The 15,734-nt window shown below is 39.1% G+C and carries 13 protein-coding genes; 1 reads left to right on the forward strand and 12 read right to left on the reverse strand.

Translation table 11 applies throughout. From position 1 onward, the window contains the following. Positions 1-14 precede the first annotated feature (14 nt). Both JMN12_RS13590 and JMN12_RS13595 read right to left on the reverse strand, forming a co-directional pair. The gene (locus JMN12_RS13590) at positions 15-2,330 is read right to left on the reverse strand and encodes an outer membrane beta-barrel family protein (protein ID WP_203139774.1); all 2,316 of its coding nucleotides are present in this window, start codon (positions 2,328-2,330) and stop codon (positions 15-17) included. Between the two features lie 227 nt (positions 2,331-2,557). Further along, complete coding sequence (locus JMN12_RS13595) at positions 2,558-4,873, reverse strand: outer membrane beta-barrel protein (protein WP_203139776.1); 2,316 nt, start codon at positions 4,871-4,873, stop codon at positions 2,558-2,560. Between the two features lie 283 nt (positions 4,874-5,156). Here JMN12_RS13595 and JMN12_RS13600 point away from each other — a divergent pair, with 283 nt between their 5' ends. Continuing rightward, the gene (locus JMN12_RS13600) at positions 5,157-6,257 is read left to right on the forward strand and encodes a methyltransferase (RefSeq protein ID WP_203139778.1); all 1,101 of its coding nucleotides are present in this window, start codon (positions 5,157-5,159) and stop codon (positions 6,255-6,257) included. A gap of 58 nt (positions 6,258-6,315) precedes the next feature. Here the strand turns inward: JMN12_RS13600 and JMN12_RS13605 are convergent, their stop codons facing one another. From JMN12_RS13605 to JMN12_RS13650, 10 genes are all read right to left on the reverse strand, one after another. After that, positions 6,316-7,647 (reverse strand): UDP-N-acetylmuramoyl-tripeptide--D-alanyl-D-alanine ligase, encoded by a 1,332-nt coding sequence (locus JMN12_RS13605; RefSeq protein ID WP_203139779.1) that lies wholly within the window; start codon positions 7,645-7,647, stop codon positions 6,316-6,318. Further along, positions 7,644-8,180, reverse strand: coding sequence for a HigA family addiction module antitoxin (locus JMN12_RS13610; protein ID WP_203139781.1), 537 nt, complete (start codon positions 8,178-8,180; stop codon positions 7,644-7,646). Before JMN12_RS13610 ends, JMN12_RS13605 begins: the two co-directional genes overlap by 4 nt. A 12-nt stretch (positions 8,181-8,192) precedes the next feature. Beyond that, entirely contained in the window at positions 8,193-8,525 is a 333-nt protein-coding gene (locus JMN12_RS13615; RefSeq protein WP_009414264.1) for a type II toxin-antitoxin system RelE/ParE family toxin, read from the reverse strand. Between the two features lie 216 nt (positions 8,526-8,741). Further along, the gene (gldJ, locus tag JMN12_RS13620) at positions 8,742-10,412 is read right to left on the reverse strand and encodes a gliding motility lipoprotein GldJ (RefSeq protein WP_198467717.1); all 1,671 of its coding nucleotides are present in this window, start codon (positions 10,410-10,412) and stop codon (positions 8,742-8,744) included. 201 nt (positions 10,413-10,613) lie between these two features. After that, positions 10,614-11,648, reverse strand: coding sequence for an inorganic phosphate transporter (locus JMN12_RS13625; protein WP_009414267.1), 1,035 nt, complete (start codon positions 11,646-11,648; stop codon positions 10,614-10,616). 398 nt (positions 11,649-12,046) lie between these two features. Next, positions 12,047-12,508 (reverse strand): lipocalin family protein, encoded by a 462-nt coding sequence (locus JMN12_RS13630; protein WP_203139783.1) that lies wholly within the window; start codon positions 12,506-12,508, stop codon positions 12,047-12,049. Between the two features lie 665 nt (positions 12,509-13,173). Continuing rightward, entirely contained in the window at positions 13,174-13,857 is a 684-nt protein-coding gene (locus JMN12_RS13635; protein ID WP_198467719.1) for a porin family protein, read from the reverse strand. 487 nt (positions 13,858-14,344) lie between these two features. After that, complete coding sequence (locus JMN12_RS13640) at positions 14,345-14,602, reverse strand: DUF6952 family protein (protein WP_009414270.1); 258 nt, start codon at positions 14,600-14,602, stop codon at positions 14,345-14,347. Then, on the reverse strand, positions 14,583-14,894 hold the full coding sequence (locus JMN12_RS13645; RefSeq protein ID WP_203139786.1) for a thioredoxin family protein: 312 nt from the start codon (positions 14,892-14,894) through the stop codon (positions 14,583-14,585). Before JMN12_RS13645 ends, JMN12_RS13640 begins: the two co-directional genes overlap by 20 nt. A 67-nt stretch (positions 14,895-14,961) precedes the next feature. Then, entirely contained in the window at positions 14,962-15,597 is a 636-nt protein-coding gene (locus JMN12_RS13650) for a peroxiredoxin (RefSeq protein WP_095898404.1), read from the reverse strand. Positions 15,598-15,734 lie beyond the last annotated feature (137 nt).

The following is a 15,734-nucleotide window of genomic DNA, read 5'->3' on the forward strand; positions in this document are numbered from 1 at the left end:
CGCCCACACACAACTTACATTCTGTTTTTCTGGTCACCGTCGGCTTGTTGACCCTTGTATTTGCTTTGAGTAGCATTGAAATTGTACTCTAACCCAATGCGAAATGAACGTGTATTGCTATCAAAATGCTTATTATTAGTAACATAAGGATTTTGAAATCTGTCATAAGTTCCCATTTGGTTAAAAATATCCATTACACCTCCATACACTTCCAATGATTTGTTGAGGAAAGAATGTGAAAACATCAAAATTACCATTCCTTGAGGTTTATAACCATAAGCAGTATCCTTACTTCCTTTACTGCGATATACCATCATTAAAAAGAGATTAGCATTGTCGCTTAGGCTAAATTGGTTCATCAACTCAGCTCCAAAGACGGGTTGGTTGTTCTCAAAAACGCCATTAGCAAACTGTTTGCCGTACATCAAATCGAGTTTTGGTACCCAACGCCCTATTTGGTAATAAGCCGAAAGTTCTAATTTCAATCTTTGGTAATCACCAAAATTGTGAATGTAGCGCTCTACTACATTAGGCAGGGTACGCGACAATTGGTAATCTTCAAAAAAGCCATTGTGTACCAATGAATAATCTACTGATAGAGAAACGATTTGATAAGTAAGCAAGAGCGAAAAATCATCACTTAGGCGCGGTTGCAAATCGGTATTACCGCGATTGTAGAGAAAAGGAGTTTCATACGTAAAACGGTCGGAAAGTTCATAAAAGGCAGGGCGGGTGATTTTTTTGGCATAGCTAAACGACCATTCGGTTTTATGCCAAGGGAATGCTACCGAAATATTAGGGAGCAAGTGCTTGTAACTACGGCTTTTAGCATCGTTCTTCACATCGTTTTCAAAATAACCAAAATCGGTATATTCATAGCGTGCTCCTATTTTCCATTTGGTTTTATGCCAAGGGAACGAATAACTCACAAAAGCAGCCGATTGTGTTTCCTTGTTGTCGATATCGGTAGGAGTACTGATATTGTCCTTATAATTGTCGTAGCGCGATAGGGTGCTGGCTTCCACACCATAGCCTAACAAGCCTTTACCTACTCGTTGCGTGAGATTGGTTTTCATCGTCCACAAGTGTGATTGCGCATCCGAATGGGTGTTGATATTGCGCTGAGAAGGTGTGGTGAGGTTGCGCTCTACAATATCAGAACGATAATTAGAGGAAGCACCCGCATAGAATACATCGGTTTGCAACTTGAGTTTATCGGAAAGTTTGCCATCGTAATACACATTGGCATTGAGGCGTGTATCCTTGTTGAGGCGGTCGAAAGTGTTCAATCCTTGTTGGGTAAGGGTTCCATTGCGGTAAGTAGCTGTATTTTGCTCGGTAATATTACGCCTCGATAGCGGACTTGTAGTCATCCACACACTTGCCCCCAATGAATGTTTATCGTTGATTTCGTGAGAGAAACCTGTTTTGGCATAGAAACGACGAGTGTTATCTTTCACTATTTCATCGGTGTGCACTTGCCAATTGTTGGCTTGGGTATGCACATTCAACTCTTGATTGTTTTCGCGTTTGAAGTTGTGATAGACATCTGTGTGTGTTGAGAAGAAAACATCGGTATTGCCTGAACGGTAGTTTAGGTGAGCATCCACAAAGCCTTCTTGTCCTTTTTTAAACCGACTTTCCACGCTCACACCACCGCTGAGACCGTCGCCTTGTTTCTTTTTGAGGAAGATGTGAATCACTGCCCCCACGCTGTTGTCGTATTCAGCACCTGGTTGCGTTTCCAAGCTAATGCGGTCTATTTCCTTGGGAGAAAGGCGGTACACATCGTTCATATCGCGCACCCGCTTGTTGTTGATATAGAACAAAGGTTTTCCTTTGCCAAATACTTCTACGCCATAAGAGGTATACGACATTGATACCCCAGGTAAGAAATAGAGCAAAAGGTCTACTTTAGGGATGTTTTTCAATGAAGAAGCCGCTACATCGGCAGTAATTACAGTGCCTTGTTGTTTCATCACAGGGCGATGAGCCGAAACCACTACTTCACCAAGTTCATTTACTGATTTTTGTAGGGAAATGGTTCCTAAATCGTTAGACGAAGGGGTAAGAACTTTTTCTTTGTACTCCAAATGGGTAATTTTGAGTACTGAAGGCTTGCCTTGGGCGTTGTCGGGCAGTTCAAAATGACCTTTATCATCGCTGATAGCCCCTTTCACCATAGTGGAATCGGGGAGAGTGAGTTGGATAACATTAGCACCAAAGATAGGTTCTCCTTTTTCGTTTAGTAAAGTGCCTTTATAGGCGCTTTGTGCGTGAGTAATGGCAAGAGGAAGAAGTGCCATTACTAAAAATAGTAATCGTTTCATACTTTGAGTTTGATAAATAATTGTTAATTATGCTGCAAATATATATATATATATATATATATATAAACAAGTAAATTTTAAGATTTTTTTTAAGATAAGACCTCTAAAGTATTTTAAAAAATGAAAAAAGAGGGGATAGATACTTGGCAATTAGGCTGTAATCAACTTTGCCAAAGTTTGTACAAGAAAAGAATTTTTATTTTTTCAAGTTCGTTCATAATATAAATTTAAAGTCTATCTTTATCACCAATATTTCCTTGCCCTTTATACTTGTTGCGTACGTAGTTGAACCTATAAGAGAAACCAACAAATACTTCACGGTTGTTCGTCTTTATATCGTAATTTCTATGAGTGATGAGCGAGTTTTTAACAATAGTATTGTTCTTACTGCTATTGAAGATGTCACTTACTCCAAAAAATATACTTGAAGAGGTTTTAGGTATAGAATAGGATGCTATAAGTCCCATATCAAATCTGTCTTTTTCGTAATAAACATCGGCAATACTTCCTTTAGATTGGTAATGCATCATCATCAATATAAACCAATTGTCAGAAAAGAGCAATTGATTTTGTATTTCTATAGAAAAAATAGGGTCATTTTGCTCAAAAACACCCTCAGCAAATTGTTTACTGAAATTGAATGTTACTTTCGGAGCCCAAAACTTCCATTTGTAACGTGCAGAGAAGGTAAGATCTACAGTTCTATACTTATCGAAATTTCGCAAGGTCTTTTCTATGACATTAGGAGCAAGCGAAGAAAGTCCATAGCTTGTATAGATAGCATCTTTTACAAAAGAATAGTTCACCGCTAACGAATATTTTTTGTAAGAAGTTAAAAGGTTGATATCGTCACTCAGGCGAGGAAGCAAGCTGGCATTTCCGCGATTGTATAGAAAAGAAGAACTATAAGCCGAATGATCACTGAGTTCATAGAAAGCAGGGCGGCGTATTTTTCGTGCATAACTTAAAGACCATCGAGTATTATCCCAAGGAAAAGAGAAGGAAATATTAGGCAATACATTGCGATATACTCGACTTTGAGCAGTGCGTTTCTGCTTATTTACAAAATATTCAAAATTGGTATATTCGTAACGTAAACCTGCTTTCAAACTTACTTTTTCCCAAGAGAATGAGTAAGTAGCGAAGAGTGCCGATTTCAATTCTTTGTTATCTATATTGGAAGTGCTAAGTACATTGTCTTTGTAAATTTCATTACGTGAAAGCGTACTCCCTTCAAATCCATAGCTCAACGCCCCTTTTTTGAAATCTTGACTAAATGTTGTTTTTATTCCCACCCAATTAGACTCTGCATCAGCATTGGTACTTACGTTCCTATCGGTAGAGAGCAGTCTGTTTTTCTCTACAATATCTGAATGGTGGTCAGAGCGCATTCCTTGATAATCTATATCGGTTTGCAGTTTTAGTTTCTCAGAAAGTTTTCCTTCATAGTATAGATTAGAAGCCAGACTTTTGTTTCTATTAAATCGATCATAAGCATTTTCTTTGTTTTCTGTTAGAATGCCATTGTGTGATGTTTGAGCGTCTTGTTTAGTGAGAGTATGCCCTGAATATGGGTTTATATTTGTCCAAACACTTGCTCCTATTGAATGTTTTTCATTGATATCGTGTGCAAATCCTATTTTTGTGTAGAAATGCTTACTATTATCTTTTTCGTAATTAGAAGTCTTTACTTGCCAATTATCACTTTTGGTATGCACTAAAAATTCACTACCTCTTTCGCTCACTACTCCGTAGTTGTGGTTGGGGGCGACCATCACAAAGAAGTCGGTATTTCCAGTTCTATAGTTCAAATCTACCATCCCGTGAGCACGGATACCATCTTTAAAATTGGGCTGTACATTCACCAATCCGCTCAATCCATCTCCTTTTTTCTTTTTCAAGATGATGCGAATAATGGCGCCTATACTATTGTCGTGTTCAGCCCCTGGTTCAGTATCTAAATCTATTCGTTCAATTTCTTTAGGGTTTATTCTACTTAAACCAAAGCCATCTCTCACCTTACGATTGTTGATATAGTAGACGGGATTTTTCTTACCAAATACACGTAAACCACTTCCATCAAATGATTTAGAAACACCAGGTAAAAAATCGATGATAGTACCTAAATTAGGTAAATTTTTAAGCGTGGAGGCAGCAATATCGGTAGTAATTACAGTGCCTTGTTGTTTCATCACAGGGCGATGAGCCGAAACCACTACTTCACCGAGTTCATTTACTGATTTTTGTAGGGAAATGGTTCCTAAATCGCCCAAAGAAGGGGTAAGAACTTTTTCTTTGTACTCCAAATGGGTAATTTTGAGTACTGAAGGCTTACCTTGGGCGTTGTCGGGCAGTTCAAAATGACCTTTGTCATCGCTAATAGCTCCTTTTACCATTGTAGAATCGGGGAGAGTGAGTTGGATAACATTGGCACCAAAGATAGGTTCCCCTTTTTCGTTTAGTAAAGTACCTTTATAGGCGCTTTGTGCGTGAGTAATGGCAAGAGGAAGAAGCGCCATTACTAAAAATAGTAATCGTTTCATACTTTGGGTTTGATAATTGATTGTTAATTACGCTGCAAATATATATATAGTTTTTTATAAACACAAGAGAATTTAAAACTTTTTAAAATAAAAACCTTTTAATCATTTATTCCTCGTCATTTGTCATTCGTCCCTCGTCATTCGTCCCTCGTCATTCGTCCCTCGTCATTCGTCATTCGTCATTCGTCTCTCGTCATTATTATATATTTCGTCATTCGTACTTCGTAATTCGTAATTATTTTATATCTTTGCGACTTGATTCTGATTAACACATTACCCTTTTATGAATTTAACTCCTGCATTAGAGAAACAATACACTAAAGAACAGAGAACAGCCCTTGAGGCTCAGCGTTTGGCTCAAGAAATCGCTTTTGGACCTGTTGTTTTTCAAATCTCTCAACTAATGGTAAAATTTGGCGTTTTGGAAGCGTTATGCAACGCCCCTAACGGGCTTACAATGGCGGAAGTTGCCGCTCAAACAAAGCTCAGTGACTACGCAGTGAAAATACTTTTGGAGGCATCGCTATCTATAGGTACCGTAATTGTGAGTAACGACGACCGATTTTCTATCACCAAAGCAGGTTGGTTTTTGTTACGCGACAAAACAACACGCGTGAATATGGAGTTTATACAAGAGGTGTGCTACGAAGGCTTATTCCACCTCGAAGAGGCTCTTACCGAGGGCAAACCTTCAGGATTAAAAGTATTTGGCTCTTGGCCTACTATCTACGAGGGACTTTCACAACTGCCCCCTAAAGCCCAAGAAAAATGGTTCGCCTTCGATCATTATTATTCTGATTATTCGTTTGACGATGCTTTGAACATTGTTTTCAAACAACCCGTGAAAACCCTGCTCGATGTGGGCGGCAATACCGGTAGATTTGCCTTGAGAACAGTGGACTACAACCCCGATGTGCAGGTAACCATTATGGATTTGCCTCAACAATTAGGGTTGATGAAAGCCAATACCGCTGGCAAAGCAGGTGCTGAACGCATTGCGGGACATCCTGCGAACCTCTTAGACGCCTCGGTGCCTTTCCCTAAAGGATTTGATGCAATATGGATGAGTCAGTTTTTAGATTGTTTTTCTGAAGATGAAGTAACGAGCATTCTCACGCGTGCAGCAGCTGCAATGGACGAGCATACCTCGCTTTACATACTCGAAGCCTACTGGGATAGACAACAACACGAAACAGGGGCATATTGCCTCACCCAAATAAGCGTTTACTTTACTGCAATGGCAAACGGCAACAGCAAGATGTACTACTCTGGTGATATGATACGCTGTGTGGAGCGCGCTGGATTGGAAGTAAGTGCTATCTATGATAACTTAGGTAGCGGCAATAGCCACACGCTTTTTCAAGTGAAGAAAAAAAGTAAATAGTGAATGAAGAGACTTTGTCAAAGTCCTTGGACTTTGACAAAGTGTTATAACTTGTTACCTATTTTACCTGAATTAAACGTTCGAGCGCCATTCCGCGTGAGCCTTTGATAAGGAGTAGGCAATTGTTGAACGATAGGGTAGGAAAGACCTCTTTGAAAGCCTCAAAAGTTTCGTATTGCGGATAAGGACTTTGGGTTTTGGCAAAGTTGCTACCTACTAAATACACGCCTTCCCACTCATAATTTTTAAGTTTATCTACTATACGCTGATGTTCTTCTGCAGCGTAGTTTCCTAATTCAAACATATCCCCTAAGATGAGCACTTTCTTCTTCTCGTCACTCATTGTAAGCAGGTTATCGATAGCAGCAGCCATACTGCTGGGGTTCGCATTGTAAGCATCGAGCAATACAGTATTGCTGCCCCATTGCACTAATTGACTGCGGTTATTCTGCGGGATATAGGCTTCAATACCTCTTTTTATAGCCTCGTTAGAGAGTTTGAAAAATTTGCCGAAAGCTACTGCAGCGGCTATATTGGTAAAATTGTAGCTACCTACTAAATGTGAAGTTGCTACGGTAGGAGTATCGGTAAAGCCTTCTATTAGAACTCTTTCCCCTTCTTCGGTAGTTTGTGTTGAGGCATCTTCAAATTGTATGGTTACAGGCTGAGTGCCCAAACACTGTACGGCTACATTCACCCCTTTACCTACCCCAAAACTATACTCGTTGTGATAATCGGCTAAGAGGGCTTCGGTAATAGGGTTATCGGCATTAGCGATGATGGTTTTTTGGTGCGCTTTGAGGTAGTCGTAGAGTTCGCCTTTGGTTTGTATAACGCCCTCGAATGAGCCAAACCCCTCTAAATGCGCTTTGCCAATGCTGGTGATATAGCCATAATCGGGTTGGGCGATATTACAGAGGAAAGCGATTTCGCCAGGGTGATTGGCGCCCATTTCTACAATAGCGATATCGGTTTCGGGTTTGATAGAGAGCAGGGTGAGTGGCACCCCTATATTGTTGTTGAGGTTGCCTTGAGTAGCTACTACGTTCAGCTGCTGTGATAAAACAGATTTGATGAGTTCTTTGGTAGTGGTTTTGCCATTGCTACCGGTGATGCCTATCACAAGAGTTTTGAGGGTGTTGCGATGATAGGTAGCGAGTTCTTGTAGGGTAGTGAGTACATCGCTAACCAAGATCATTTTATCAGAAGTTTGATAAGCAGCCTCATCGATTACGGCATATTGAGCCCCTTTTTCGAGAGCTTCGGCAGCAAAGGTATTTCCGTTGAACGAAGCACCTTTTAGTGCGAAATAAATACTACCTTCAGCAATATTGCGAGTATCGGTAGAGACGCCTGTAGAGGCGAGGAATTTTTGGTAAAGATTTTTCATTTTTTATTTGCATTATATGCAACTAAGGCATCCCAAGTGATTGTATTTTTTTCTTCTTCATTGAGTTTATCTAATGACTGTCTTTTTTTAGTAAAGAAAGAGACGAGTTCATCTACACTATTTACTCCAAATATTTCTTTGATAGTATTGTAGTTATACTCTAAATCATCTTTTAAGTATCCTAATTTTTGAAGAGATTTTACAGAGACATATTGTTTTACTACTCCCCATAAAGGGATTAAGCTAGCGCGCTTTATATTTCGCTCTTTTATTCTTTGTAGGTCGATATCATATTGAGATTGATAACTCATCCAATGCATTGCAGGGATTTTGAATACTTCTTCTAATAGCACAGCTATTTCGGCAGTTATATTTCTCTTTCCTTTTATAATTTCATTGATATACGATGATTTAACTCCTAAAAGAATGGCTAATTCTTTTTGAGTCATATTTATTGCCTCAAGCTCATCTTTTATGATTTCACCTGGATGTATGGCTTTAAAAGGTATTAAGTTGTTATTATTTGGCTTCATAATTTCTATTTTTTAAGAATAATGGTTATTGAGTTCTATTATGGAACATATTGTTATAATAGTAGGGGGAGTTTCGTCGGTTTCTTCTATAGAGGAAATGAATTCTATTCGATATTTATTGTTTACTCTAACAGATTCTATACCTTTTTTATCTCCTTTCAATTTTTCATAGTTAAGACTGTTATACAGAAATAAGTCTTCTATTCTATCAGCTATTTTCAGTTTTTGAATAGTTTTTACAAAACGTTGCACTATATCCTTTGGTAGGTTTTTATACTTTTTATGTTTTGTTTTTCCTTCTTCATATAACTCTCTTAAACATTCTTCTTCAAATTCTATTATCATAATTGATTATGTTTTTTCGCTGCAAAAGTACAAAATATTTTATTACAAGTTCACTTTTTAGTGAATATTTTTTAGTGTGAGCTGTATAAGCAGAAAATTTTAGCAAAGTGTAGTAACACAAATATGATTTTGTAGATATTATAAAGAAAGGTATAATAGAAAAAAGTGCTGCAAACATTACTATTTACAGCACTTTTTCTATATTGTTTTAAAAATTTATCCTTTAGGAGTACGGTGATTAGTTTTAGATTTAGAACCTACACGACTCATAGCATTACGGAATCCGATGTAATCGGTAGCGATGTATTGAGGGAGGAATCGGCGTTGAGCTGGGTCGATCCAGTAAGCGCGGTCTCTCCAAGAACCTCCTTTGAATACGCGAACTTCGTCGTCGATGAGAGAAGTACGGTCGTTAGAGGTGTCGTAATCTTTACCATTGAGTTCACTTCCTGGTTTTTTAGGGCGAGGGGCGTTGTACATAGAGTTAGTATACTCAGCACCTGGAGCCATTAAACCACCTTGGTTGCGGAAGTTACGAGTTGAAGATTTTTCACCATCGTTGTAACTGCGGTTATCGGCGTGTGTGAAGTTGTAACGCAAGTAAGTTTCGTTAGAGTCGATTGGCACAGTAGCCAAGTTACCAGGGAGGTTACGAGCGATGATTTTTCCGTTAGGCAAGGTATCGTATTTTACTGATTCAGGAGTTACTACGATTTGTTTGCCATCTTCACCTATAGCGTGTTTCATATACACGTTACCACGGTAGTAGTTGAAGTCGGATTTTTCATCATCGACGATAGGACGATATACGTCGGCTACCCATTCGGCAACGTTACCAGCCATATCATACAAACCGAAGTCGTTAGGTGGATAAGTTTTTACAGCTACGGTGATATCACCTTTATCGTCTGACCAACCGGCTAATCCGCCGTAGTCACCTTTACCTTGTTTGAAGTTAGCCATCAATTCGCCACGAGTGCTACGTTTAGTAGAGCGGGTGTATTGGCTATCCCAAGGGTATTTTTTTCTACCTTGTAAAGAGTTGTACTCACGGATACCGTTGAGTGATTTAGCGGCGTATTCCCATTCTACTTCGGTAGGGAGGCGGTATTCGGGCAATAGCACACCACTGGTTTGTTTAGCGTAGCTTGGTTCACCATCTTTATTGGTGTTTTTACCCCCCATTTCGCCGGCTATTTTACCGCCATAAGTTTGAGTAGGGGCATTGAGATAGGTATCGGTACTGAAAGTACTTTGCGCATCAACTTGGTAACGAGCATCACGGGCGAGGTAACCATCGCGTTCGAGGATAGCCTCATTCACGCGGTCGGTACGCCAAGAGCTGAATTGTACTGCTTGAACCCAGTTTACACCTACTACAGGATACTCGGCATAAGCAGGGTGGCGCAAGTAGTTGTTTACCATTGCTTCGTTAGCGCTCAAGGGGCCTCTCCATACCAAAGTATCGGGGAGCGCACCTATATATATATTTCGGTATTGCTCTTGATCGGGAGGGAACACACGTTTGAGCCAATCGAGGTACTCCATATACATTTTGTTGGTTACCTCAGTTTCATCCATATAGAAGGATTGTACGTGTTGCTGAGAAGGAGTGTTATTCCAATCGTGCATCACGTTATCTTGCACTTGCCCCATAGTAAAAGTACCACCTTCGATAAGTACAAGCCCAGGACCGGTTTCTTGATCTTTGAAATCGGTGTTGTATTGGAATCCGCCTTCTTTAGCATTGATTCTCCATCCTGTTGCACTTGATACATTTCTATCAGACTTTTTGCCTCCACAGCTGGTGAGCAATAAGCCTGTAAGAGCTATGCAAATAGGGATTCTTAATAAACTTCTTTTCATAGTAAAAACACTTGTTAGCATAAAAATTCGGGCGCAAGATACTACTTTTTTTGAATATAGTATGCTTGTTTTAGTATTTTAACGCTATATTAATATTAAAATATTTTATACATTTTAGTATACTGTTGATTTATAATTAGTTGTATATCTTTTCCACTTTGATAGATTTTACTCATCCGCAAGGCATTTCGTCTGTTTTTTAACAATTCATTAAGTATTTTATTAGAGCAAATTGGCTTTATCTGCTAAAAAAATCAACAGTAGAGAGAGTAAAAAGGATATAACAGGGGCAATCATCCACATTGTGAAAAATCGCTTTACTTGGGTTTTGCGAAATATATTTTTGTGTCCCATTTTGGCGACGCCTATACCTAAAATAGCTGCTACATTTACTTGTACTAAGGAGGTAGGGATACCTTTTACCACTGAGGCGAGCAGGAGTAGGCTACCTGAGATGAAGGCGATGATTACAGCTTCGAACTTGCCAAAGAGGATGATTTCCTTACCGGTATTTTTGAGTATTTTATGCCCAAATAGGGAAGCACCAATACCGAAACAGGGGGCTACTACTAAGGTGGCGAGCATTAGGATGACGATATGATCGCTTTCGCGGATGTGTAGCTCGTTGATGGTCATCGTATAGAGGGGGCCGGCGGCATTGGCAACGTTGTTAGAGCCTATGGCAAACGATACATAGAGAGCCATTATTACTAACACGATGTCCCATATATGGCGTTTGTTCTCATTTTGAGCGCGCTGAATGGTGAGTCCGCGACGGCGCATAGGTTGGTATATATATTTCCCAGCGAAGAAGCTGAGGAAATAGGATATGATGGGCAATATAAACCAAGCGGGGATGATTTCGACAAAGAGGTTATGGGTGTCTAACCTACCGAAATACAAGGCAGGGGCGGCTAAAGCGAGCACGGCTGCTTGGCTGGTGGATTGGGGGATGCCTGATATATTAGAGATGAGCATTGTTACAGCTATGGAAAATAGGGCAATAGAGACGACGGTGAAGTCCATAAATTCTGAAGGTAGGATGCCGCTGCCCATAGTGCCAGCTGTTTTTTTACCAGCTATAAAAGCACCTACAAACACCATTATCCCAAAAAGCCCTGGAATGATAGATTTCCTAATCACATTAGCGCCATAGCTGGCTGAGAAAGCAGGGGCAGTGCCACTACCTCCCATAGTAATTGCTACAGCCATTGCAGTGAGGAAGGGGATGAGTAACTGGTTGTATATAGGGGTCATTTTGCTTTTATATTGTATATTCGAGGCAAAAGTACAAAATAATTATCAATTAACAATTAAGAATTATCAATTAACGGTTAATAAAAAGAAAAAAGCCCGATATTGCTATCGGACTTTTCCATTAACCAACCAAAACTTTAAATTATGAAAACTATTATTTGAAGTTTTACAATGAGCTACCACCCTCATTGCGTTGGCAAAGGTACGGCGTTTTTTTGAAATACCAAAATAATTTGATGGTTTAACAAAAGTTTAACAGTGGTAGTGATTGTTATGTATTGATAATTAATAAGTTGTGATTTTTTGAAAAATCTCAAAGGGCTCTGAGAATCTTGGAGAATCTAGGGGAGTGTCTCGGAGAAGCTAGGAGAAACTAAGAGAATCTCGGGGGGAGGGGGTTAGTTATTTTTTAATTTTTCTATTTCGGTAAGTTCTTGTGCGGAGAGTTTGCGAAATACTAAAACTCTATTTGTTTCACCAGACTGGGTTGTAGCCTTTACTTTGAAAGTGATTTTATTACCCTCAATAGCAAACTCTGCTGGGTAATCTTGTTGAATAGCGGGGTTTGTAGCGATAACGATATTGCCACGTACTCTGTAGGGACGTTTTTCGATACTAGCGTCCTTGTCGTAAACACACTTACCGGTACCATCATCTTTGAAAAATATTTCTTCGGTTTCGGTAGCTGAATAGATAACTACATTTTTAGCACATTCAGTGAGAGGTTTGGGCTGATTATTATCAGTGATAGATTCTAATTTCCAACCGCCTATGAGTTGGTTAGGGGTATCGTTGTCGTCTTTGCTTTTGCAAGCGATAAGGCTTGTAATGGCTACTAAAGTTATTAAAAATTTTTTCATATTGAATGGGTGTTTATTTGATTTTGGGGCAAAGATACAAAATAATTGTTAATTGACAGTGATGTTGTGATGAGGGGGGGGAGTATCTTGGAGGGGCTCGGAGAAACTAGGAGTGTCTCAGAGAAACTGGGAGAATCTCGGATAGAGGGCGATTGTTATAGAGGGAGCTGTTTAAAAAGCTCTATTTGTAATGGTATTTGTGATGGGTGTTTGCAAAGGGTGTTTGTAACGGTTTTTTGTAAAGGGCATTTGCAAAACGCCCCTACACAACATACTTTAAAAGTGATTGATTATCAGAGTAATCAACTTTGGTAAAGGGCGTAACACGATGAGTAATTAGAAACTTTGGAAAAGTGTAGGGATATTATAATTCCCACGAATTACACGAATTTTCACCTGACGGTGATGTTGTGATGAAGGGGGAGTGTCTCAGAGAAACTAGGAAAATCTCGGATAGAGGGATTGTTATAGAAAGGGGCTGTCCGAAAAGTTTTTTTGAGGAGGCATTTGCAAAACGCCCCTACATAATATACTCTAAAAGTGATTGATTATCAGGTTTATAGACTTTGTCAAAGTTTTGGGACTTTGACAAAGTTTATGATGTAAAAGCGATTTTTAGACTTTTAGGACAGCCTCTTTATCATTATTATTTGTGTGGTTTAGTTTTAGAATTTGTAACCTACACCAATTTGGAATACGCGGTTTTTGAATTTCATAGGAACCCAATTTTTACCATCTTTTGAGTAATCTTTAGTAGATAACTCTGTGAGTCCTAAATTGAAGGTAGCATCGAAGAAGAGTCCTGAATCTAAGTTGTATTCAGCACCAAAGCCTAACCCTAAATCAAAGTTTTTATCAGGGGTAAGGGAGTAATTAAGTTTGCTAATAAGATTAGAGTTATTAGCAGGCTCAGCTTCAAATTCTACTTTTGATAGGAAACCTAAGTTTACTCCTACTTTAGGGCGGAACCCATTGATATCGTATTTAAACCAAAGAGGGACATTAAGCTGCTGTATAGCCAATTTACTACTACTGTTTAAATCTACTTTTCCAGAAAGGGGACCAGCGCTAACTTCAAGTGATTTTAAATTGGCTCCTTGGAAAGCATAGTCTATACCAGCTTCTACCCATAGTTTTTCGTTGAAGCCATATTCAATAAAAGCTCCAAAGTGAAAACCAGGTCTGTAAGCAGTATTAAATTTAGCGGTTCCTGTACCAATTATTGAATATTCAGGTTCGGAAACGCTTGACAATAAGAAGCCTGCTTTAGCTCCTACTTTGAATTCTTGGGCGTTGGCGGTAGTGATTGCCGCTACAGCCATTGCTGCAATGATAAAAAGTTTTTTCATTTGTTTTTATATTTATTTGGTTATTACTATTTGATCGTTAGTTGTGCGTTGTTTATTTTAACGTGAGTTCGACGTAAGTAATTATTTAACAATCAGTAAAATATTTTAAATCTCCCACGAATTACACGAATTTTCACGAAATAGGGAGTTCATAAAAGTCTTTATTTTTTATTATCTCACGAATTTTCACCTGACGGTGAATTATTTTGTGAATATATTATGTTACAAATCTGTAAATCAATATTCTGTTATATCGAGCTGACATTATTTCGGGGGCAAGATTACGACAAATATTTGAGATATGCAAAAGTTTTTTGAGGCAAGAGGTAAGAGATAAGAGATAAGAGGGTGGGGATTAGGGAATTAGCAAATTAGCAAATTAGAGAATTAGCAAATAGGGATTAGAGAATTGGGGAATTGAAAAAGCCGTTCAGACCCCTCTGAACGGCTTTTTCGTTTTTAGTTAGTGAAAGAAATAATAATAATTTTACTTGTCGATTGAGCCTACAACGCGCTTCATAAAGGTGTTGAGGGCTTCTTTTTGTGGAGTACCTTGCTTGATGAGGTTATCAACTTCGATAGCTCCGTAGAAATTGGAGAGCAATTCGCCGATTACGTCTAACTCCTCATCTTTGAGATGTTCGCATTCTATGAGATTTTCGAGAGTTTCGATGGTCTCATTCACGTAATCTTGGTCGTTGTTCTCGATAAACTGAACGATATGTTTAATTACCGGTAATCTCATCTATAAATTCTTTTAAGAGTTCGGCTTTGTTAGTTTGCAATTGTTTTTCCAAATTACCGTTTTTGAAAGCGGCAAATGTAGGCAAGTTATCCACTTTGGCGAGTTTGCGTGACTCTGGGAAAGCCTCAGCATCTACATATACAAAAGTAGCGTTAGGGGTTTCGGCTGCATACTTTTTGAATTTTGGTTTTATGATTTTGCAGTTACCGCACCATCCTGCGCCGAATTGTACGAATACGAGGGGATTGGCAGCTACGATTTCTTGCAAATTGTCTTGAGTAAGTTCTGTCATAGTGATGAAAAAATAGTGTTGAGTTTTTTAGTCAATGCTTATTTACAATGATCAAGTTTTCAGTTTTTTAGTGAGAAGCTAAATAGCTTGCTACGCCTTTACGATCGGCATTCATAGCGTCTTTACCTTCTTCCCAGTTAGCTGGGCAAACTTCGCCGTGTTGTTGTACGTGAGTGTAAGCATCTACAAGGCGCAAGTACTCTTTTACGTTACGACCTAAAGGCATATCGTTGATACTTTCGTGGAATACTTTACCTGTTTCGTCGATAAGGTAAGTAGCGCGGAAAGTTACATCGTCACCTTCGAGGAGGTAAGCATCGGCAGTTTCGTCGTAAATTTCACGAGAGTCGAGGATACCTAAAGTGCGAGCGAGGTTACGGTTGCTATCGGCAAGGATAGGGTAAGTAACGCCTTCAATACCACCGTTGTTTTTAGGGGTGTTGAGCCACGCGAAGTGTACTTCGGCAGTGTCGCAAGAGGCACCTATTACTTTTACGTTGCGTTTTTCGAACTCGGCTAAGGCTTCTTGGAAAGCGTGGAGCTCGGTAGGGCATACGAAAGTAAAATCTTTTGGATACCAGAAAAGAAGAACTTTCTTTTTACTGTTTACGGCTTCAGAAAGCACGTTGATTTTGAATGTATCGCCGAGGTCGCTCATTGCGTTTACCTCGATATTGGGGAATTGTTTTCCTACAAATGACATATTATCTTGTGTTTTTATGTTCTGTTTTACGGGTGCAAAAGTAGGATGTTTTTGAAGATTGTAAATAGTTTTCTAATTGAAAGATTTTATGAAGAGATAGGGATTAGTTATAGGGGTCAGGGGATAGGGGATAGGGG

It is taken from the genome of Capnocytophaga genosp. AHN8471, assembly GCF_016806945.1.
In the GTDB taxonomy this organism is placed as follows: domain Bacteria; phylum Bacteroidota; class Bacteroidia; order Flavobacteriales; family Flavobacteriaceae; genus Capnocytophaga; species Capnocytophaga periodontitidis.

Excerpts from the sequence above, each read along its gene's own strand:
- JMN12_RS13605 (WP_203139779.1), bottom strand. The coding sequence starts at position 7,647 with ATGAAAAATCTTTACCAAAAATTCCTCGCCTCTACAGGCGTCTCTACC.
- JMN12_RS13590 (WP_203139774.1), bottom strand. The coding sequence starts at position 2,330 with ATGAAACGATTACTATTTTTAGTAATGGCACTTCTTCCTCTTGCCATT.
- JMN12_RS13630 (WP_203139783.1), bottom strand. The coding sequence starts at position 12,508 with ATGAAAAAATTTTTAATAACTTTAGTAGCCATTACAAGCCTTATCGCT.
- JMN12_RS13635 (WP_198467719.1), bottom strand. The coding sequence starts at position 13,857 with ATGAAAAAACTTTTTATCATTGCAGCAATGGCTGTAGCGGCAATCACT.
- JMN12_RS13610 (WP_203139781.1), bottom strand. The coding sequence starts at position 8,180 with ATGAAGCCAAATAATAACAACTTAATACCTTTTAAAGCCATACATCCA.
- gldJ (WP_198467717.1), bottom strand. The coding sequence starts at position 10,412 with ATGCTAACAAGTGTTTTTACTATGAAAAGAAGTTTATTAAGAATCCCT.
- JMN12_RS13615 (WP_009414264.1), bottom strand. The coding sequence starts at position 8,525 with ATGATAATAGAATTTGAAGAAGAATGTTTAAGAGAGTTATATGAAGAA.
- JMN12_RS13595 (WP_203139776.1), bottom strand. The coding sequence starts at position 4,873 with ATGAAACGATTACTATTTTTAGTAATGGCGCTTCTTCCTCTTGCCATT.
- JMN12_RS13600 (WP_203139778.1), top strand. The coding sequence starts at position 5,157 with ATGAATTTAACTCCTGCATTAGAGAAACAATACACTAAAGAACAGAGA.
- JMN12_RS13625 (WP_009414267.1), bottom strand. The coding sequence starts at position 11,648 with ATGACCCCTATATACAACCAGTTACTCATCCCCTTCCTCACTGCAATG.
- JMN12_RS13640 (WP_009414270.1), bottom strand. The coding sequence starts at position 14,602 with ATGAGATTACCGGTAATTAAACATATCGTTCAGTTTATCGAGAACAAC.
- JMN12_RS13650 (WP_095898404.1), bottom strand. The coding sequence starts at position 15,597 with ATGTCATTTGTAGGAAAACAATTCCCCAATATCGAGGTAAACGCAATG.
- JMN12_RS13645 (WP_203139786.1), bottom strand. The coding sequence starts at position 14,894 with ATGACAGAACTTACTCAAGACAATTTGCAAGAAATCGTAGCTGCCAAT.